This is a genomic window from Streptomyces sp. NPDC059861, assembly GCF_042731435.1.
In the GTDB taxonomy this organism is placed as follows: domain Bacteria; phylum Actinomycetota; class Actinomycetes; order Streptomycetales; family Streptomycetaceae; genus Streptomyces.
This window is the reverse complement of record NZ_JBHWJQ010000055.1, coordinates 14467-32139: the sequence shown is the minus strand read 5'-3', so window position 1 is coordinate 32139 and position 17673 is coordinate 14467. Positions and strand designations below refer to the sequence as shown.

General features: G+C 70.7%; 17 protein-coding genes and 1 pseudogene. 8 read left to right on the top strand and 10 right to left on the bottom strand.

The genetic code is table 11. The features are described from left to right. The first annotated feature begins 13 nt into the window (after nt 1–13). Nucleotides 14–727, top strand: a complete 714-nt coding sequence (locus ACFV6X_RS32955) for an HD domain-containing protein (protein WP_385389855.1) — start codon at nt 14–16, stop codon at nt 725–727. Nucleotides 728–1756: 1029 nt separating this feature from the next. On the opposite strand, the gene ACFV6X_RS32950 is transcribed toward ACFV6X_RS32955, so the two are convergent. Then, nucleotides 1757–2038 carry a hypothetical protein gene (locus ACFV6X_RS32950; RefSeq protein ID WP_385389853.1) on the bottom strand — a complete coding sequence of 94 codons (282 nt, stop codon included), beginning with the start codon at nt 2036–2038 and terminating at the stop codon, nt 1757–1759. A gap of 682 nt (nt 2039–2720) precedes the next feature. Here ACFV6X_RS32950 and ACFV6X_RS32945 point away from each other — a divergent pair. Further along, the gene (locus ACFV6X_RS32945) at nt 2721–3638 is read left to right on the top strand and encodes an aminoglycoside phosphotransferase family protein (protein ID WP_385389851.1); all 918 of its coding nucleotides are present in this window, start codon (nt 2721–2723) and stop codon (nt 3636–3638) included. A gap of 266 nt (nt 3639–3904) precedes the next feature. On the opposite strand, the gene ACFV6X_RS32940 is transcribed toward ACFV6X_RS32945, so the two are convergent. The 3 genes from ACFV6X_RS32940 to ACFV6X_RS32930 form a co-directional block, all read right to left on the bottom strand. Further along, a complete protein-coding gene (locus ACFV6X_RS32940) occupies nt 3905–4777 on the bottom strand; it encodes an NAD-dependent epimerase/dehydratase family protein (protein ID WP_385389849.1) in 873 nt (290 codons plus the stop codon). A 13-nt stretch (nt 4778–4790) separates the two neighbouring features. After that, nucleotides 4791–5678 carry an MIP/aquaporin family protein gene (locus ACFV6X_RS32935; protein WP_385389848.1) on the bottom strand — a complete coding sequence of 296 codons (888 nt, stop codon included), beginning with the start codon at nt 5676–5678 and terminating at the stop codon, nt 4791–4793. Nucleotides 5679–5776: 98 nt separating this feature from the next. Next, a complete protein-coding gene (locus ACFV6X_RS32930) occupies nt 5777–6277 on the bottom strand; it encodes a carboxymuconolactone decarboxylase family protein (RefSeq protein WP_385389846.1) in 501 nt (166 codons plus the stop codon). 47 nt (nt 6278–6324) lie between these two features. Here ACFV6X_RS32930 and ACFV6X_RS32925 point away from each other — a divergent pair, with 47 nt between their 5' ends. Continuing rightward, complete coding sequence (locus ACFV6X_RS32925) at nt 6325–7764, top strand: PLP-dependent aminotransferase family protein (protein ID WP_385389844.1); 1440 nt, start codon at nt 6325–6327, stop codon at nt 7762–7764. A 96-nt stretch (nt 7765–7860) separates the two neighbouring features. Here ACFV6X_RS32925 and ACFV6X_RS32920 read toward each other — a convergent pair whose 3' ends face one another. Then, entirely contained in the window at nt 7861–8400 is a 540-nt protein-coding gene (locus ACFV6X_RS32920; RefSeq protein WP_385389876.1) for a TIGR00730 family Rossman fold protein, read from the bottom strand. A gap of 160 nt (nt 8401–8560) precedes the next feature. On the opposite strand from ACFV6X_RS32920, the gene ACFV6X_RS32915 reads away from it, so the two are divergent. Together ACFV6X_RS32915 and ACFV6X_RS32910 are read left to right on the top strand one after the other, a co-directional pair. Then, nucleotides 8561–9154, top strand: a complete 594-nt coding sequence (locus tag ACFV6X_RS32915; protein ID WP_385389842.1) for a TetR/AcrR family transcriptional regulator — start codon at nt 8561–8563, stop codon at nt 9152–9154. Nucleotides 9155–9329: 175 nt separating this feature from the next. Further along, nucleotides 9330–9596, top strand: a complete 267-nt coding sequence (locus tag ACFV6X_RS32910) for an SDR family oxidoreductase (protein WP_385389841.1) — start codon at nt 9330–9332, stop codon at nt 9594–9596. A 44-nt stretch (nt 9597–9640) separates the two neighbouring features. On the opposite strand, the gene ACFV6X_RS32905 is transcribed toward ACFV6X_RS32910, so the two are convergent. After that, the gene (locus ACFV6X_RS32905) at nt 9641–9967 is read right to left on the bottom strand and encodes a nuclear transport factor 2 family protein (protein ID WP_385389839.1); all 327 of its coding nucleotides are present in this window, start codon (nt 9965–9967) and stop codon (nt 9641–9643) included. A gap of 162 nt (nt 9968–10129) precedes the next feature. Here ACFV6X_RS32905 and ACFV6X_RS32900 point away from each other — a divergent pair, with 162 nt between their 5' ends. Next, entirely contained in the window at nt 10130–11071 is a 942-nt protein-coding gene (locus ACFV6X_RS32900; protein ID WP_385389837.1) for an AraC family transcriptional regulator, read from the top strand. A 261-nt stretch (nt 11072–11332) separates the two neighbouring features. Here the strand turns inward: ACFV6X_RS32900 and ACFV6X_RS32895 are convergent, their stop codons facing one another. From ACFV6X_RS32895 to ACFV6X_RS32885, 3 genes are all read right to left on the bottom strand, one after another. After that, on the bottom strand, nt 11333–12127 hold the full coding sequence (locus tag ACFV6X_RS32895) for an SDR family NAD(P)-dependent oxidoreductase (protein ID WP_385389835.1): 795 nt from the start codon (nt 12125–12127) through the stop codon (nt 11333–11335). Between the two features lie 166 nt (nt 12128–12293). Next, nucleotides 12294–12869: a TetR/AcrR family transcriptional regulator gene (locus ACFV6X_RS32890; RefSeq protein WP_385389834.1), complete on the bottom strand. Its 576-nt coding sequence runs from the start codon at nt 12867–12869 to the stop codon at nt 12294–12296. Nucleotides 12870–13751: 882 nt separating this feature from the next. Beyond that, nucleotides 13752–14081: a hypothetical protein gene (locus ACFV6X_RS32885; RefSeq protein ID WP_385389832.1), complete on the bottom strand. Its 330-nt coding sequence runs from the start codon at nt 14079–14081 to the stop codon at nt 13752–13754. Between the two features lie 376 nt (nt 14082–14457). Here ACFV6X_RS32885 and ACFV6X_RS32880 point away from each other — a divergent pair. Next, nucleotides 14458–15239, top strand: a pseudogene (locus ACFV6X_RS32880) (SDR family NAD(P)-dependent oxidoreductase). A 60-nt stretch (nt 15240–15299) separates the two neighbouring features. Next, nucleotides 15300–15920: a TetR/AcrR family transcriptional regulator gene (locus ACFV6X_RS32875; RefSeq protein ID WP_385389831.1), complete on the top strand. Its 621-nt coding sequence runs from the start codon at nt 15300–15302 to the stop codon at nt 15918–15920. A 354-nt stretch (nt 15921–16274) separates the two neighbouring features. Here ACFV6X_RS32875 and ACFV6X_RS32870 read toward each other — a convergent pair whose 3' ends face one another. Next, entirely contained in the window at nt 16275–17624 is a 1350-nt protein-coding gene (locus ACFV6X_RS32870) for an MFS transporter (protein ID WP_385389829.1), read from the bottom strand. Nucleotides 17625–17673: the final 49 nt, after the last annotated feature.

Here is a 17673-nt window from a genome sequence, read left to right as displayed (position 1 = left end):
CCGGCCTGACCGAATGCCCACCCAGGGCCCCGCGTCCCGTTCAGCAGAAGGAAAACATGCCATGCCTGTGAATCCACCGAACACCGGCGCGCATCTGGCGACGTCCGGCATCACCCTCGACGATTTGATGGTCCCGGACACCGCGGCCTCGGCCGCCGCATTGGAGCTGGCGTCCGCATACCACTCCCCCGCGCTGCTGAACCATTCCGTCCGGGCCTATGTGTGGGCAGCTGCCCGTGCCAGGGCGCAAGGAATCGATGTCGACTCCGAACTCCTCTACGTAGCCGCCTTGTTCCATGACATGGGACTGGTGGCCGAGTTCGACAGCCACACCGTGTCGTTCGAGGTGGCCGGCGGCCACGTGGCGCGGGTGTTCACCGCCGGCGCGGGTTGGCCGGCGGAACGCCGAGAACGGCTGGCAGAGGTCATCGTCCGCCACATGTGGCCCGAGGTCGATGTCTCCATGGATCCCGAAGGACACGTACTGTGCCGAGCGACAGCTCTTGAGATCGTCGGCAGCGACGCGGACGACTTCGCCCCGGAATTCAGGGCCGAAGTACTCGGGCGCTACCCTCGACTCGGTCTCGCGGCGGAGTTCCTGACGTGCTTCCAGGAGCAGGCGAGGCGCAAGTCCGACAGCTCCGCAGCCGGTGCCGTACGGTCAGGACTCCAGACCAGGATGGCGGACAACCCGCTTGACCTCCCCCAGCCCCCGGCCGATCGCTGAAGCCCCCGTCACACCGCTCCCTCCGACCCCGCAGTCGCCAGGAACGCCCAGCTCAGGCAGACCAGCAGTCGGGGTCGGCAGTCGGGACACGATCCCCAGGTGGTGGAAGCCGCGCGGAGCACGCGCGGCGCGTCGAGGTCATGCACTCCTAGCGCGGCACCGTCAGACCGTCGCCGGTGCGGGAAGCAACGCGCCATGGTTCGCGGCTCCGCGAGTTCCCCGGCGAGACGCTCACGCAGGGTGATCGCGCGACGTTGGTCCGTGTCGGGCCGCGCGGGCCACTCGGGATGTGCCAGTTGCACCGGGGTGTGGAACCCGTCGCCGAACACGATCACCTGCTCGCTTCCCGCGGACACCACGTATGAGTGTGACCCGGCGAATGTCCCGGAGTCACCAGGGCGCGCACACCGGGGAAGATCTCTTCACCGTCCTCGATCGGAGTGTGCGCCACACCCATGAGCGCGAGGATGTCCGCCGCCGGGGCGGCCGGGACCGTCATACCGCGGGCGTGCGGGGCCCACACCGGAGTCGACGAGCCCCACCACGTCGTCGGAGACTCGGTCGGCCCGCGTACCGGCCCCAGACCGGCGTCGATCAGCAGCCGTCGGCCGTCCCGTTCGACCGACAGACCACCCGCCGACATGGACCCGGCCACCGGCTCCCTGACCGGCGGAGACGGTCACCCGAGTGGCGGCATCGCCGTGACCTTCGGACAGTGAGAAATATGAACCGGCACCGACGCCCACCCCGGCGGGCCCCGTGGATCGCAGGCGGTGCCGCTGTGCTCGTCCTCGGTGGCATCGGCGTCTGGGCGCTGGTGGCTCCGGACGGCGGCACGCCCCGCCCGCGGCCGACGGCCTCGGGCGACCTGTCCCTGCCCACGTTGGACCCGCTACCGTCCTGGACGCCGACCCCGCAGACGCCGAGCGCGGCACCGCAGACGCCGAGCGCGGCACCGTCGACGTCGGCACGCACACCGGAGTCCACGCCGACGGCGACGGCCCGTCCCCACCAACCGGCAACGCCGAGCTACCAGCCCCCGCCGACGCCCCGGCGGACGACAGCCGTCCCGTCGCCCGTGCCGACGCCCGAGCCGAGCCTGACGCGGCCCTCGACACCGAAGCCGTCGACGACGGCACCGAAGCCTCCCTCGCCGCCGCCCACGCCGACGCCGTCTTCATCGGCACCCCCGCCGTCCCCCACACCCACGCCGTATCCATCTCCATCTCCATCTCCATCGACGATCGCGCCCACGCCCACGTCACCGCCGTCCACGGTCGCGCCGTCGCCGTCGCCGACACGGTGGTACACGAGCACGACGGCAACGGCCGCTGCTCGGCGCATGGCTGCCGCCGGGGTCGTCGGTGACCCCGCCTGCTCGCTGGCAGCCGTCGGCCAACCGGATCCGGCGCTGCTCCCAAGAGGCCTCACCTCGGTGGGTACCGGGCAGGCCGGGACCTACTGGTGTCTGATCTGGTAGCGACGGGCGAGATACCGGCCAGGCCCTCGGCCGGTACGTCGCAGCCTTCCGTACCCGTACCCGTACCCGTACCCGTCCTCGTTCGCCGGTGGCCAGCTCCCGACGGTCAGTGAGATCTGGCTCGCGCACTTGCTCAGGGCGGACATCCCATGGCGCACCGCGCGGTTCCCGCAGACCAGGGATTCCGGTCCGGTGACGTTCGTCGTCACCGGCGAGGGCGGCCAGGCCGACGAGGACCTGGCCTGCGTTGAATACATAGGTCGGTGTATGGCCGGAGGCGATGTCGAGGCTGCCCCGTATCTCCACCGCGCGAGGACTTCTCGTGCCGCGGCAGACCTCGCCGCCGGGCTGCGGAGCGGATGCCACCCGGACGGTGTCGATCTCTGCCTGGAAATCGACAGGTTCTCCTTTGCGATGATGGTTCGCCAGGAAGAGTCTCTGACGGTGCTCCGCCCATGGGGAACGGAGTGCCAAGTCCCTCGGCGGGTCTCCGCCCGACTACCGTGGCTCCGCATGACGCACACCGAGATCGAGATCACCGCGGAACTGGTCCGGGATCTGCTGCGCGATCAGCACCCCGACCTGGCCGATCATCCCTTGCGGCTCGGCGCGCGTGGCTGGGACAACCAGTTGTGGCGGCTCGGCGACGACCTCGCCGTCCGGTTGCCCTGGGCGACGCAGTCTGCCGACGCGTTGCTGCGCAAGGAGCACGCCTGGCTCCCCGGTCTCGCTCCGCGTCTTCCCTTGCCGGTTCCTGTCCCGCAGCGCCTCAGCGAGCCCACCGAGCGGTTCCCGCGGCCTTGGATCGTCACCACCTGGGTGCCGGGGACGCCCGCCGACCGTGCCCCCGCCACACGCGCCGCGGAGGCGGCCGACACCTTGGCCGCCTTCCTTGCCGCTCTTCACCGACCTGCCCCCGAAGGGGCGCCGACAGGCCGCGACCGTGGGGGTCCGTTGGCGGACCGTGCCGAGGGCTTCGCCCAGCAGTTGGCCTCGGCCACCGAACTGGGGCTGATCCCCGACCCGGACGCCGTCCGCGCAGTCTGGGAAGACGCCGTCGCCGCGCCCGACTGGACGGGGCCGGCACTGTGGCTTCACGGCGATCTGCATCCGGCCAACGTCCTCACCGAGGACGGCACTTTCTGCGGCGTGATCGACTTCGGCGACCTCTTTGCGGGCGATCCGGCCTGCGACCTCGCCGCCGCGTGGATTCTGCTGCCGGACGGCGCCGTCGACCGCTTCTACGACGCCTACCAGCCGGCCACGGACCCGGCGACCCGTCGCCGTGCGCGTGGCTGGGCAGTGCTGAAAGCCCTCGCCTGCATCTTCATCGGAGACGCCGGCGTCCACGGCCGTCCGGGCGGCCAGCGCAGCTGGGGCCCACCCGGCTACGCCGCGCTGCGACGCCTCACCGCGACGGTCCGCCTCTGATCACCCCGTAGGGCGAGATGGAAGAGGGCCGGCGCAGGGGGCCAGTTCTCCTTCGGCCGGTCGGCGATGAAGCCGAGCACGGAGGCCGGGGTGGCGGCGGGTACGAACTCGAAGCGGTCGTGTTCCCACTTGTCGGCGATGCCTCGTGTCCAGCGGAGCCGCAGGGTTTCCTCGTCGAGGTCGTACGCAGCCGGGTGAAGCGGTAGAAGTGGCGCCCGAGCTCCCAGGGAGCGCGGTGTCGTGACGCGCGGCGCCGGGACTCGGGGTCAGGCGTCCTGCGAAGCGAAGCCGTCACGCCACGTGCCGTGTTCGGGCCGCCAACCTCGGGAGCGTGCCAGGGCGTTGGACGCTCCCCGTGCCCAGCCCTGCCTTCCCGCCGTCGGTTCGGGAACCGGTACACCGAGCGCCTCGGCCAGGACGGGCAGCCAGTGGCGGCCCTGCGCCGGGTCGTCGTCCACGATGTTGGCAGGGCCGGAAGGCCAGTTCAGGGCGGCGACGGTGGCCCGTGCCGCATCGGCCACGTGCACGAACGACGTGACCGAGCGGTCCGCGTCCAGGTACGCCAGCAGGCGCGCGCCGGGGTCGCCCGCCAGGGCCGCGGCGACGGCACCGCCCGGGGCGTACCACGTGCCGGGGCCGTACAGAATGCCGTACCGCAGTGCCACGGCGGTCTCCAGTTCGGCCGCGGTCTCCTCCAGCGCCTGAATGCCGTCGACCATCGCTCCTCGCGGTCGCGTCGCGCCGAAGTCGAGCGGAACCGACTCGTCGGCAGGTCCCTCCCCAGGGGCGTATGCCCAGGCCAGCGACTGGGCGACGATCCTTCCGACTCCGGCGGCCTTGGCCGCGTCGACCAGGTTGCGGGTGCCTTCCCGGCGCAGCCTGTCGGTCGCTGCCCCGTCCGCGTCCGACAACGCCGTCAGCTGGTGGATCACCGCGTCCGGCGCGGCCTCCTTCATGGCCCGCCGCAGACCTTCGGCGTCGAAGGCGTCCGCCTCGATGGCCGAGGCGCCCTGCTGCCGCACGCGATCGGCGCCGGCGGGGGTCCGGGAGACTCCTGTGACCTGGTGTCCTGCGTCCAGCAGCATGGGGACGAGCAGTCGGCCGACTGCGCCGGTCGCGCCCGCGATCAGGATGCGCATGGGGATCAGTCCTTTACCTGATGGTGAGCCTGTCGTTCTCGGATGGTCTCCGCTCCGGGGCCGTCAGTCGGGCGGCATGACCGTCGGGGCCGGGGTGTGTGTCCCGGGGTGTCGGCCCGCGATGTCGGCGGTGGCCTCGGCGACAAGTGGCGACTGCCTGCGCGCCCTCGTCGCGGGTGCGGGCCGCCGCAACCTGCCGAGGAGGCGGTGCAGCCACGCGCCGGCAGCCGCTCCCAGGACCGGTGCGACCAGGTAGATCCACCGGTCCGTGCCCTGCCCCGTGAGCCGGACCGAACTGGCGGGCGGGATTGGCCGAACCGCCGCTACGGGGCCCCAGGACGGCGATCACCAGAGCGACGGCCGGCCCGATGACGTAGGGCACGAAGCGGGCCGAGCGGGCATGCACCTTGGTGAGCCCCACGGCGACCATGATGATCGTCATGCTGCCCGCCTCGGTCGCGAAGACGGACATGGGCTGCCACGTGGGTGCGGGCACGATCACCGCGTAGTCCACCGACGGCAGCGAGACCGCGGGCCCCCACACCAGGCGCCCGAGTCCGGTGCCTGCCGCGGAACCGGCCAGTTGCGCCAGCACATACGGCGCGACACTCCGTCCGGGGAAGGCGTCCATGAGCCACAGGGAGACCGTCACGGCGGGATTCATGTGGCCCCCGCTGCGGCGGCCGGGCGGGCTGAGGATCAGCCCGGTGAGGATGGCCCCGCTGAGGACGCCGATGACGGCAAGCGCGGCCCCGAGGTCACCGACGTACAGAGCCGAGTCCGGCTCACGCACCCACCGCACGACCGTCACCGCGAGGAACAACAGGACGGTGGCGAGTACGAACTCGTCGACGGCACGTGCCAGAAGCGGCCGACGCGGAAGTGAGAAGGCGACATTCACCGGAGTCTCCTTGTCGTCGACCGGTCCGACGCGGCATCGGAACCGGGGGGGCTACCGGACGGTGGGACCCCGGGATCCTGGGCCCCGCTCCGGGAGGGTCAACCGGCGGGGGTGTAGTGGCCGGGCACGAGTCGGGTGGAGATGCCGAAGCGGTTCCACGCGTTGATCGTGGTGATCGCGACGACGAGTCGGGCCAGTTCCTCCTCGTCGAACTCGTTCGCGGCCCTGGCGTAGACCTCGTCGGGGACGAATCCGTCGATCAGGACGGTGATCGCCTCGGTCAGCTCGATCGCCGCGGCCTCCCGGGCCGTGTAGAAGTGCTTCGACTCGCGCCACGCGTGGAGCTGGATGATCCGCTCGGCGGTCTCACCGGCCGCCAGGGCATCCTTGCTGTGCATGTCCAGGCAGTAGGCGCAGTGGTTGATCTGCGAGGCGCGGATCTTGACCAGCTCCAGCAGGGTGGGCTCCAGGCCCTGCCCGGCTGCCGTGTCGAGTCGGATCATGGCCTTGAAGGCCTCCGGGGCGAGTTTCGCCCAGTCCAGCCGGGGAGGGTGCTCGGGCAGGCGCTCCGCGCCTTCGGGTGCTGCGTTCTCGTTCATGACTGCAACGCTACGCAGCGAATGGCACTGGAGTATGGTCCATTTCCATGACGGATTCCCAGACCAATTCCGCGGACGGTCAGCCCTCCGCCTCCGGCGCGGACCTCCACCTGGAGCTGCGCGGTCCGGGCCTGCGCACGGGGCTCACCAACGCGCTGCGGGAAGCCGTGCGAACGGGACGGCTGGCCCCCGGCACCCGGCTGCCGCCCTCCCGCTCCCTCGCCGCCGACCTGGGGATCTCCCGCAACACCGTGACCGACGCCTACGCCGAGCTGGTAGCCGAAGGGTGGCTCACCGCCCGGCAGGGCTCCGGGACCCGCGTGGCCGAACGGACCACGCCGGGCCGGGCCACCGCGGCCGCCTCCCGCACCCGACCCACTCCGCACCGTCCCCTGTACGGCATGCAGCCGGGTGCGCCGGATCTCGCGAACTTCCCGCGCGCACAGTGGCTCGCCGCCGCGCGCCGCGCACTGACCGCGGCGCCGCACGACGCCTTCGGCTACGGGGACGCGCTCGGCAGGGAAGAGCTGCGCTCGGCGCTCGCGGACTATCTGGCACGCGCCCGCGGTGTCCACGCCGATCCGGAACGGATCGTCGTCTGCGCCGGGTTCCACCATGGGCTGGCGCTGCTGGCCCAGGTTCTCGAGGAGCGGCAGGCGCGGGCGGTAGCCGTCGAGGCCTACGGCCTCGACCTCTACCGCGACCTGCTCACCCGCGCCGGACTGCACACCCCACCCGTCCGCGTCGACGAACACGGAGCCCGGACCGACGACCTGGCACATCTGCGCGAGACCGGCGCGGTGCTCCTGACCCCCGCGCACCAGTACCCGACAGGAGCCGCGCTGCGCCCCGACCGCCGTGTGGCCGCCGTCGAATGGGCGCGCGCCACCGACGGGTTGATCCTGGAGGACGACTACGACGGGGAGTTCCGGTACGACCGCCAGCCCGTCGGGGCGTTGCAGGGCCTCGACCCGGACCGAGTCGTGTACTGCGGGTCGGTGAGCAAATCGCTGGCGCCGGGCGTACGGCTCGGCTGGATGGTGCTTCCCGAGGAGCTGATCCCGCGGATCACCGCCGCCAAGGGCCACGGGGACTACATGTCGAGCGCGCTGGGGCAGTTGACGCTCGCCGAGTTCATCGCATCGGGCGCCTACGACCGTCATGTGCGCTCCATGCGCTCCCGTTACCGGCGCCGCCGCGACCAACTGGTCACCACCCTGGCGCGCAGGGCGCCCGACGTCCGCGTGGCCGGCATCGCGGCGGGGCTGCAAGCGGTCGTGGAACTCCCCCACGGAACCGAGCGCTCGGTCGTCCGGGCGGCGGCCCGGGAGGGCCTGGCGGTCAGCGGGCTCGCGGAGTTCCTCCACGAATCGGCGGACACCGATGAGCGGTCACCCGAGCAGGACGCGCTCGTGGTCAACTACGCGGCTCCCTCGGACAGCGCGTGGGCAGGCGCGCTGGATGCCTTGTGCCGGGTGCTGCCGTGAACCCGGATCGGTGGCAGCCGGCGGGCCGGGATCGAGGGGCCCGGGGGACGGCCGCGCCGACAGGCCGGGTACGCGGGCCGGTCCGCCACGACCGCGTCAGCGCTCGCCCACCGCCTCCTCCAGGTGGGCAAAGGCATCGGCGGGCGAGTCGGCGACGAAGAACAGTTCGGACAGTCGCGTCGGCAGGAAGCCGTCCGCCTCCATCCTCCGCAGCTGGGTGATCAGGCCGTCGTAGAAGCCCTCCGTGTTCAGCAGCACGACCGGCTTGTCGTGCAGACCGTGCTTCCGCAGCTCCAGCACCTCGGTCAGCTCGTCCAGAGTGCCCAGACCACCGGCCAGGACGACCAGGGCGTCCGCCCCGGCGAGCAGCAGGGCCTTGCGTGCGGCGAGATCCTCGGCGAACACCATCTCGTCCGCGTCCGTCCTGGCCCACTGCCTCAGGATGCCGACCGAGACGCCGACGAGCTGCCCGCCGCGCCGCCGGACCCCGTCGGCGACGACTCTCATCAAACCGGTGTCGGAACCACCCCACACCAGCGTGTGGCCCCCCTCGCCGATCAGCTCGGCGAAGTCGCGGGCCGGGCGTGTGTAGCGCTCGTCCAGGTCGGCGGCCGAGAGGAACACGCAGATTCTCATGCGGGCGGGAGATGCGGCGATCATGACTCGGACCGTATGCGCGGGCTTGCGCGTCCGCACGGACCAATCCGAGGGGAGGATGCGGAGCCAATCGCACAGGGCCGGTCGCCCGCCTCGAAGCGCTATATTGAATGAACACTTCACAAATCGGAGGCGAGCCATGGCAAGGGGGCGCCCTCGCGAGTTCGAGGCGGACCACGTCCTGCAGGCGGCGCTGAACGTCTTCTGGGCCAAGGGCTATGAAGGCGCGACCATGGCCGACCTCACCGAGGCGACCGGGCTCAAGCCCGGCAGCATCTACGCCGCCTTCGGCTCGAAAGCCGGACTGTTCAAGCAGGTCGCCGACCGTTACGTGGCCACCGTCTTCTCGTACGGCCCCCAGGGCGTCGAGGCGGACAACGTCCGGGAGGTCATCCGCCGCTGGCTCACCGGAGCCGCGCAGAGCACCACAGGAGAGACGACCCCGGCCGGGTGCCTTCTGGTACAGGGCGCACTCGCCACCAGTGACGCGTCCCGCGAGGTCGCACTGGACCTGTGCGACCGACGCAAGGCCGCCCAGGTCATGCTCGCCGAGCGACTGACCCAGGCCCAGCAGGCCGGAGAACTCCCCTCCGACGTCGATCCCCGCGTCGCCGCACGGTACGTCAGCGTCCTCCAGGAAGGCATCGCCGTCGAGGCAGCCTCCGGCGCCGACCGCGAAACGCTGCTCGGCCTTGTCGATCTGGCCATGCGAAACCTGCCCTGGGAGGCTTGAACCGCAGGGCAGTGATCCCCGCGGCACCCTGGGCGCGGCGCCGGAGCGGCCGGCCTCACACGCGACCGCTGGACACCTTGACGCCCGAAACACCTCGCCTGTTTGACACGCCTGACACCCAGGTGTCCATGCTGAATGGACGATCAATAAGTCGACCGGACGTGGGCGTTATTTCTTGAGCCTTCACTCAACAGTCACCCGCGGCTGGGCCAGGGAGCTCGGACCTCGGGGTATCAACGTCAACGCGGTGCAGATCAGCTCCCTGGCCACCGACATGAACCCGGACGTCGGGACGTTCGCAGACGTCCAACGATCGATGAACGCGTTGGGCCGCTCCGGACGGCCCGAAGAGATCGCGGGGGCGGTCTCCTTCCTCGTCGGCCCGGACGCGACATTCGTGACGGGCGCGTCCCTGCGCGCCGACGGGGGCTTCATGGCCTGATGCCCTTGCCCGTCGCCGAGGGCGCGGCAGGCCGTTCCGCTTGGTCAGGGGCGGATGCGGAGGGTCTTCACGTGGTCCTCGTCGAACTCCTCGAAGTGGAACTTCAGACCGACGACGGGGCTGCCCGGGAAGTCCCCGGCGACCGTGCAGGTCACGACCAGCCCGTCTCCGACCGGTTCAAGGTCGGTGATCGTGTACTGGACGAGGGGAACCTCGGTGCGCCAGGCTCGGATGGCGTCGATGCCGACGTACTCCTTGCCTTCGTCCTCGACGAGAGCGTCGTCGGCAAACAGGGCGAAGTACCTGTCGGTCTCCGGTGCGGGAGCGATTTCGAAGTAGCGCCGGATGATCCGGGGCGCGGCGGTTGTCATGCTTCTTTCTCCTCTTCGTGCCGATGGGGCACACAGTCGGACTCGTCTGACGGGCATTGCTGTAGTGCAGCCTATGAAGATCAACCTGGATGATCCATGACTATGAATGGCGATATTTTGTCCATTCGTCTTCATCCGCCGGGGCATCTGTACGATCGAGGCATGGACGTGGTCAGCGACGCGGTCTCGGTCATCCGTACCGGTCGGCCACATGCCGCGCGCACCCGCCGGACGGCGCCGTGGGGACTGCGGTTCCCGGTCACCCGCGAGGTCGGCTTCCATGTCGTCCTGCAGGGACGGTGCTGGCTGCTGCTCGCGGGACGGAAACCGGTACCGCTGGGGGCCGGAGACGTCGTACTCGTTCTGCACGGCCATGAGATCGCCCTCGCCGACTCGCCAGACACCGAACTCGTCGACGTCGCACCCGACATGGACGACACATGGGTGTCGGCGCCCGACACCGCAGGTGGTGCCGGCGACCTCACGCTCCTGATGTGCGGCTCGTACCATCTCGACCGGGCGGGCGCGCACCCGTTGCTCGCCGAGCTCCCCGCATTCATGCACCTCCCCCGGCGGGTGGGCAGTCGCATGGCGCTCAACTCGGTCGTCGACCTGCTCGGGGACGAGCTGGACCAGCGCAGACCTGGCACCGATGCGGCGATTCCCGCGCTGCTCGACACGATGTTGCTGTACATCCTGCGCGCTTGGTACCAGGACCACGCTCCGCGCGGGACCGGCAGTTGGGCCGCGGCGCTGGCCGACCCGACGGTCGGCTCCGCACTCCAGGACATGCACGCCGAGCCCGCAGCCACCTGGACTGTCGAAAGACTGAGCCGACGGGCGGGCGTGTCCCGGTCCGCGTTCTCCCGGCGCTTCACCGAACTCGTCGGACGTCCGCCGATGGCGTACCTGACCTGGTGGCGGATGACCACGGCCGGACGGATCCTCCGCGACGACGACGCGCCGCTCCAAGCTGTGGCGGAGAGGGTGGGATACAGCTCCGAGTTCGCCTTCAATCGCGCCTTCAAGCGGGAGTTCGGCGTCAGCCCCGGCGCTTACCGGCGGCGGGGCACCGGCCGGCAGGCCACTGCCTCGCCTGCCTGAGTCGGTGACCTGTTCCGGCCGGCCACTGCTCCGCCGACCATGCCAGTTGGGGCCGGCACAGGCCCGCGGGTGCGACTCCTGACAGGCGTCCGCCAGGCCGCCACCTCACACCCACACAACGGACCCGAGGGCCGACCGTCAGGCCGGGGGCGCCAGGTGCGGGCAAGTCCACATGCCACGTGGCCGGCAGTACCGCGTCGCAGAACACGCAGACGTAGTCCTCCGGCACGACATTGAGCTGTGCGGGGCATGACGGCCGGCTCAGATCGTCTTGTTCTGGCCTCCGTCGATGAGGAATTCGGCGCCGGTGACGTTGCCCGCGACGGGCGAGGCGAGGAACAGGACGAGGTCGGCCACCTCTTGCGGCTCGGTGACGCGGCCGGTCGAGATCCCCATGGTCTGTGGGACCACCACGTCGAGGGCCTCCTGCGCGGTGGTGCCGGCGGCCGCCGCGGTCACATCGGCGAAGCCGCCCGGCGCGGTCCAGAAGGGAGTGCGGACCGGACCCGGGGCGATGGCGTTGACGCGCACGCCACGCGGTGCGAACTCCTCGGAGAGCGATTTGGTGAGGTTGGTCAGTGCCGCCTTCGCCGCGGAGTAGTCCACGACGACAGGGAAGGGCAGCCGGGCGTTGATCGAACTGATGTTGACGATGGCGGCGTCCCCCGCCTCCAGCAGGTGGGGCAGGGCCGCACGGCTGCTCCGTACGGCACTGAAGAAGGTGACGTCGAAGACCCGCTGCCACTCCGTGTCGTCCACCTCGAGGAAGCTGGACCGGGAGTCGGTCGCGCCGAGATTGTTGACGAGGATGTCCAGCCTGCCCCGTTCGTCGACGGCACGCTGGACGAGCCGGTCCGCTCCGTCCGGCGTCGCGAGGTCTACGGGCACAACGGTGACGTCGTACTTGTCGCGAAGGGCGGCGAGTTCGGGCGTGCTGCTCCTGCTGCCGGCAACGACGTGGACGCCCTCGCGTCCCAGCGCCTCGACGGTCGCGAGGCCGATGCCCTTGCTGGCTCCGGTGACGACGGCGACCTTGCCCTTGAGGTGGAGCTCCATGGATGACCTTTTTCTGGATTGGTTAATACACAATGAACGTAGGCGACGCCGAGACACCACGCCACCGGGGCGCTACCGAACCGGTGACCATGACCGGCCGAGCGAGCCGATCGAGCCGATCGAGCCGGTCGGGTCGGGTCGGGTCGGGTCGAGCTGATCGATTCCGTCAGTCCAGAGCGCGCAGGGCCGTCGACACCGCATCATCGACGAAGGCCCGGCCCAGGCGGGCCTTACCCACCACTCGCAGGCCCTGGACGAAGGTGGTCAGGAAACGGGCGAGCTCTGCGGGGTCCTTGTCCGGTGACAGCTCGCCTCGGGCCTTCGCTCGCTCCAATGCGCCGGCAAGAGCCGACTCCAGCAGCCGCAACGCAGCCGCCACCCGATCGGCCGTGGTCGGATCATCACTGCGCTCCGTGGCGGCGTTGACCACCAGGCATCCGCGCTCCGGCTCGGCGAGGTCGGCCTCCACCATCTCCAGCAGGACGCTTCGCACAGCGGTCCGCACGTCGGTGGCGTTCTCCAGCCGCTCGGCGAAGCCGTACGTGTAAACGGAGCAGTAGCGCTCCAGCGCGCGGGCATAGAGCGCTTCCTTGGAGCCGAACGCCGCATACAGGCTTCCACTGCCGATCGACATCTCCCCGAGCAGGTCCTGCAGCGATGTCGCAGCATAGCCACGACGCCAGAACAGGTCCATCGCTCGATCGACTGCCTTGTCGACGTCGAACTCCCGATTGCGTGCCATACGCATCACCATAGCCGATTCTGGATTGGTCAATCAATATACTTTCGGTGTGCCTCTGCACGGCGGCGAAGGGCCGTCCTCCTCATCCCGCCGGCGCCTGAACCGCCGCGCCGCACCTCTCCGGCGTCCCACCCCGGGCCGATACGGACAAGGCGATGCGGGTGGCTGGATCTCCACTTCCCGGCGTCTTGTTGAAGGTGTGACCACCTTTGCGGCTGATCGATCGCTACCTGTTCAGCACCGCCGTCCGCCTGCCCATTCGCGAAGGAACACCCTGTGATCACGCGTCGTACGAGAACCGCGTCTGCCGTTGCCTCAGTCGCCGCGGCACTTGTGGCCCTGTCGGCCGGGTCTCCCTCGGCCGCGGCTCTCGACAGCTCCTCGGCCGCCCTGTACACAGGTCCGCGCTTGACGGGAACAAAGATCGCCTTGAACCTCGCGGACGTGGGTACCTGCCACAACCTGGCTGACGCAGCGCTGTCCGGCGTGAACGTCTCTGCGAACGACATCGACGTCTACTACAACCCGACTGCAGGCCAGGACTGCCGGGAAGCAACGGCGACACGTTCTACAGGCTCGGAAGCCTGCACACCGGCGAGTTCAGCTTCGGGGCGGTCAGTTACCGGGTCCAGCCGGCCCACTGAGGACACACGCAGTCCGGGGGCATCGGCCGGGATGCTCACCGCCTGGGGAAGGAAGCCGGAGTAGGCCGCGTGACGGCCCGTCCTCGGACGCCTGCGTCCATGGCCTGAGCGCTGCCTGTACGCCGTCCCGGGTGCTCGCCCCGGCTCCTGTTCGCCGCCCTCTCCGGGCGGTCGGTCGAGGCCGGTCGCCTCACGGCCTTGGGGGCGGGAATCGCGGCCGGGATCGACGCCCCGGCGCTCAGCCCTCGCCCGCGCCTTCGAAGACCACTCCCCCCGAGTCGGAAGGCCAGTTCGGCGGACTGCGGTGACCCAGGAACAGCCGGTCCTCGGAGGGCTGGTGGAAGCCTGCCGACGCGGAGAACGGCAGCGGACGCAGCGCGTCGGCGAGCACGGGCCAGTCGGCCCGGACGTCCTGGACCCGGACCTCGTGTCCGCCGCTTATCGACTCCGTCACCAGCCCGTAGCAGTCGACCCGTTCGTCCGGTGCGAGCAGACGGTCGAGCGCGGTACGGAACCAGTGGACGAGGAGATCTCCGCGGGGTCCGGCGACCTGCAGGCGTGGGCACACGTGACCCTGGCGGAGGGTGAGCAGACCACTCGTAGAGCTGCCGCAGTCTCGGGGTGATCGCCGCCAGGTCCCCGCTCAGGGCGACCGCCTCACATCCGTCGCGGAAAATGCGCTCGTTCACGGCACGCCACCCCGGGCTGCCCGGTCGGTCGCCCGTCAGGGGCCGCAGCAGACCTCGCCGGATCCGGCATCGCATGAAGGACATCGCCGCCCGGCGTGAACGGCAGATGCCTCGGGGCCTTGCCGAACGGGCCGGGTCGTCCCGGCCAGGACCCCTGCCGCACCTCCCCCACGGGGACTTCCCGTAGGGCGAGCGTCCTGTATACGAGTGTAGACTGGAGATGTCTACAGTCGTAGATATACAGGAAAGGGCAGGATGATGGTTCTGAATCTGACTGGTCGCCGGGCCCTGGTGACGGGTTCCAGTTCCGGGCTCGGAGAGGCGATCGCCCGGATGCTGGCGGCCGAGGGCGCCGACGTCGTGGTGCACGGACGCGACGAGGCCCGGACCCGGAAGGTCGCGGAGCAGGTCGGCGCGGTCGCCATGGCGATCGGCGATCTCGCCACGGACGCGGGCGCGGACGCCGTGGCCGCCGCGGCGGGCGACGTCGACATCCTGGTCAACAACGCCGGGGCGTACGACCACATCGGGTGGGCCGAGGCCACCTCGCAGGCTGGATCCGCACGTACGAGGTGAACGTGGTTTCCGGGGTCCGGATGATCCAGCGGCTGGTGCCGGGTATGCGCGAGCGCGGTTGGGGGCGGGTGATCCAGATCGGTGGGGGCCTCGCCACCCAGCCGATCGCCATGCAGCCCCACTACAACGCCACGCTCGCCGCACGGCACAACCTGGCCGTCTCGCTGGCTCGGGAACTCAAGGACACCGGGGTGACCTCCAACGTGGTGGCTCCCGGAGCGATCCTCGTCGACACGGTGAAGGAGCTGATCACCACGCTCGCGCCGGAGCACGGCTGGGGCGAGTCCTGGGAGGAGATCGAACGCAACGCCTCCCGCGACTTCGTCCCCAACGACGTGGGCCGCTTCGGCCGCCCCGAGGAGATCGCCGGTGCCGTCGCCTACCTCGCCGGCCCGTACGCCGACTACATCAGCGGCGCCACGATCCGGGTGGACGGCGGCACGATCCGCGCCGCGGTGTGAGCGCGTCGGGCATGTATACGCATGTAGATGTCGGTGCAACGCCTGGATAGACTGCGCAGCATGGAACAGGAACCGCCCAGGACGCCCGTCGGCGACCCGGCTCCCAAGCGGCCCCGGAACGCGGCGGCCACCCGTGCGGCGATTCTGCGGTCCGCCATGGAGGCGTTCTCCCGCAACGGGTACGACGGCGTCGGCGTACGGGAGATCGCGGCAGCCGCGGGTGTGACCGCCATGCTGGTCAACCGCTACTTCGGTTCGAAGGAACAGCTCTTCGCCGAGGTGGTGGAAGCGTCCTTCGCCCCGCCCACCGTCGTCACGGACGACCCGCGCACGCTGAGCCAGGACGTGGCCCGGGCACTGGTGGAGCGAACGTCGCCCGCGGCCGACCACCTCGACCCGTTCCTGCTGATGCTGCTGTCCGCCCCCAACCAGCGCGCCGCGGAGATCATGCGGCAGGGCATCGAGCGCCACGTGGGGCGGCGGCTGACGGAGCAACTGAAGGGCAGCGACGTCCCGGAACGCGCGGGGCTCGCCCTCTCGGTGATCGCCGGCATCTGGCTGATGCGCAAGGTCATCGGCGACGCGGCACTGGTGCAGGGCGATGAAGAGGCGCTCGCCCGCCGTCTGGAGGGTGTCTTCGGGTTGCTCTTCAGCGACGACAACGACACCGACGGAGCCTGACGCGTCCGCCCTCGATGACAACGGGTCGGTTCAAGCCGATTCGGTCGCCGTCCCGCGAGCCCGCGCCCCCTCCCACGACCACGCACCCGCACCCGCACCCGCACCCACCAGCAATGCCGTTCCCAACGCATACGCCGGCAGCCAACGTGTCGTCGCCGCCGCGAGACAGCCGGCGACGGCCTGACGGCTCTGCTCCTGCCGGGTATGGGCCAGCGCGGCGCCGTCACGACCGGCGAGGTCCCCCAGCGCGGCCTGTGTCCGCAGGCTCTCGTACCGTTCCCATTCCAGCCAGACCGGTATGCCGGCCACCCCGGGACGGGACCGGGTCGTGGCTGGACCGTTCGTGTGGCCGCGTCAGCCGGCCGCGGCAGTTGGGGGGTGACGTCGGGGCGTGAGGCCCAGGGCGGCGAGCCCGCTGGCGGCCATGGCGCCGGCGGAGGTCCACCAGGCGAGGGAGAAGGAGTGGGCGGACCCACCGGATCCGGTGGCCGCCAGGATGACGACGAGGACGCTGACGCCGAGCACGGTGCCGACCTGCCCGGCCATGGCGACGATCGCGCTGCCGGTCGCGCCCCGGTCCTTGGGCAGACCGGAGGTGGCGGAGGAGATGATGGTCGGGAGGGCGAGGCCCACGCCGACGCCGGCGACCAGCCAGCCGGGCAGGATGTCGGCGGCGTAGTCAAGGGGGCCGCGCGCGTTCAGGGCGACCCAGGCGGTGCCGAGGGCGACCAGCGCCGCGCCCGTGGCGGCGACTGTCCCGGTCGGTACGTGCCGGGCCAGGCGCCGGCCGAGCGCGGCGGCCATGAACACCATCGCCGGGCCGGGGGCGACACCGAGGCCGGTCTCGATCGCCGACCAGTGCCACACCTGCTGCAACCACAGGGTGATGCCGAGGAGCTGGATGGCGAAGGCGGCGTAGAACAGCACAGCGGCGATGTTCGCCCAGGCGAACACGCGGTCGCGCAGCAGGATCAGGTCGACGACCGGTACGGCATGACGGGCGGAGCGCCGGAGGCACAGCATGAGCGCGGTCGCGGACAGCGTGAAGGCCGCAAGGGTGGGCCCGGTGGTCCAGCCCCACTCCGGACCCTGGACGAGGCCCAGCGCCAGCGCACCGATCGCGACCACCAGCAGCGCGCCGCCGAGCAGGTCCGGCAGGCGCGTGTCAGGGCTCCGGCGTCCGGCGGGCAGCAGCCGCACGGCCATGGTCAGCGCGAGTATCCCGATCGGCAGGTTGAGCAGGAAGATCCATTGCCAGGCCACCTGGACGAGCAGGCCACCGACCACGGGGCCCGCCGCCGCGGCCAGCGATCCACTGGCCGCCCAGATCTGCACGTGCCGGGTGACCTTCGCGGGCGGCGCCGTGGTCAGCACGAGGCCGAGACTGGCGGGGGTGAGGACGGCCGCTCCGGCCGCTTGCAGGAAGCGGAAGCCGACCAGCACCCACAGGTCGCCGCTGACGGCGGCGCCCAAGCTGGCCGCGGTGAAGACGCCCAGCCCGAGCAGGAAGCCGGCCTTGTGGCCGTATCGGTCGACCAGGCGGCCGGCCGGGACCAGCAGGGCCGCGTACACGATCGCGTAACCGTTGAGGATCCAGCTCAGCCTGGACAGCGACGTCTCCCCCACGCCCTGGCCGATCGGCGTCAGCGCGACATTGACGATGAAGGCGTCCAGCGCGGACAGGAACACCGATGTGGCCAGCACGGCGAGCACGAGTCCCGGACGCGGCTCTCGGTGGCCTGGGTCGCGCGCT

Excerpts from the sequence above, each read along its gene's own strand:
- ACFV6X_RS32905 (WP_385389839.1), bottom strand. The coding sequence starts at position 9,967 with ATGACAACCGCCGCGCCCCGGATCATCCGGCGCTACTTCGAAATCGCT.
- ACFV6X_RS32895 (WP_385389835.1), bottom strand. The coding sequence starts at position 12,127 with ATGGAGCTCCACCTCAAGGGCAAGGTCGCCGTCGTCACCGGAGCCAGC.
- ACFV6X_RS32925 (WP_385389844.1), top strand. The coding sequence starts at position 6,325 with ATGACGGATTCCCAGACCAATTCCGCGGACGGTCAGCCCTCCGCCTCC.
- ACFV6X_RS32875 (WP_385389831.1), top strand. The coding sequence starts at position 15,300 with ATGGAACAGGAACCGCCCAGGACGCCCGTCGGCGACCCGGCTCCCAAG.
- ACFV6X_RS32955 (WP_385389855.1), top strand. The coding sequence starts at position 14 with ATGCCCACCCAGGGCCCCGCGTCCCGTTCAGCAGAAGGAAAACATGCC.
- ACFV6X_RS32945 (WP_385389851.1), top strand. The coding sequence starts at position 2,721 with ATGACGCACACCGAGATCGAGATCACCGCGGAACTGGTCCGGGATCTG.
- ACFV6X_RS32900 (WP_385389837.1), top strand. The coding sequence starts at position 10,130 with ATGGACGTGGTCAGCGACGCGGTCTCGGTCATCCGTACCGGTCGGCCA.
- ACFV6X_RS32930 (WP_385389846.1), bottom strand. The coding sequence starts at position 6,277 with ATGAACGAGAACGCAGCACCCGAAGGCGCGGAGCGCCTGCCCGAGCAC.
- ACFV6X_RS32890 (WP_385389834.1), bottom strand. The coding sequence starts at position 12,869 with ATGGCACGCAATCGGGAGTTCGACGTCGACAAGGCAGTCGATCGAGCG.
- ACFV6X_RS32920 (WP_385389876.1), bottom strand. The coding sequence starts at position 8,400 with ATGAGAATCTGCGTGTTCCTCTCGGCCGCCGACCTGGACGAGCGCTAC.
- ACFV6X_RS32940 (WP_385389849.1), bottom strand. The coding sequence starts at position 4,777 with ATGCGCATCCTGATCGCGGGCGCGACCGGCGCAGTCGGCCGACTGCTC.
- ACFV6X_RS32915 (WP_385389842.1), top strand. The coding sequence starts at position 8,561 with ATGGCAAGGGGGCGCCCTCGCGAGTTCGAGGCGGACCACGTCCTGCAG.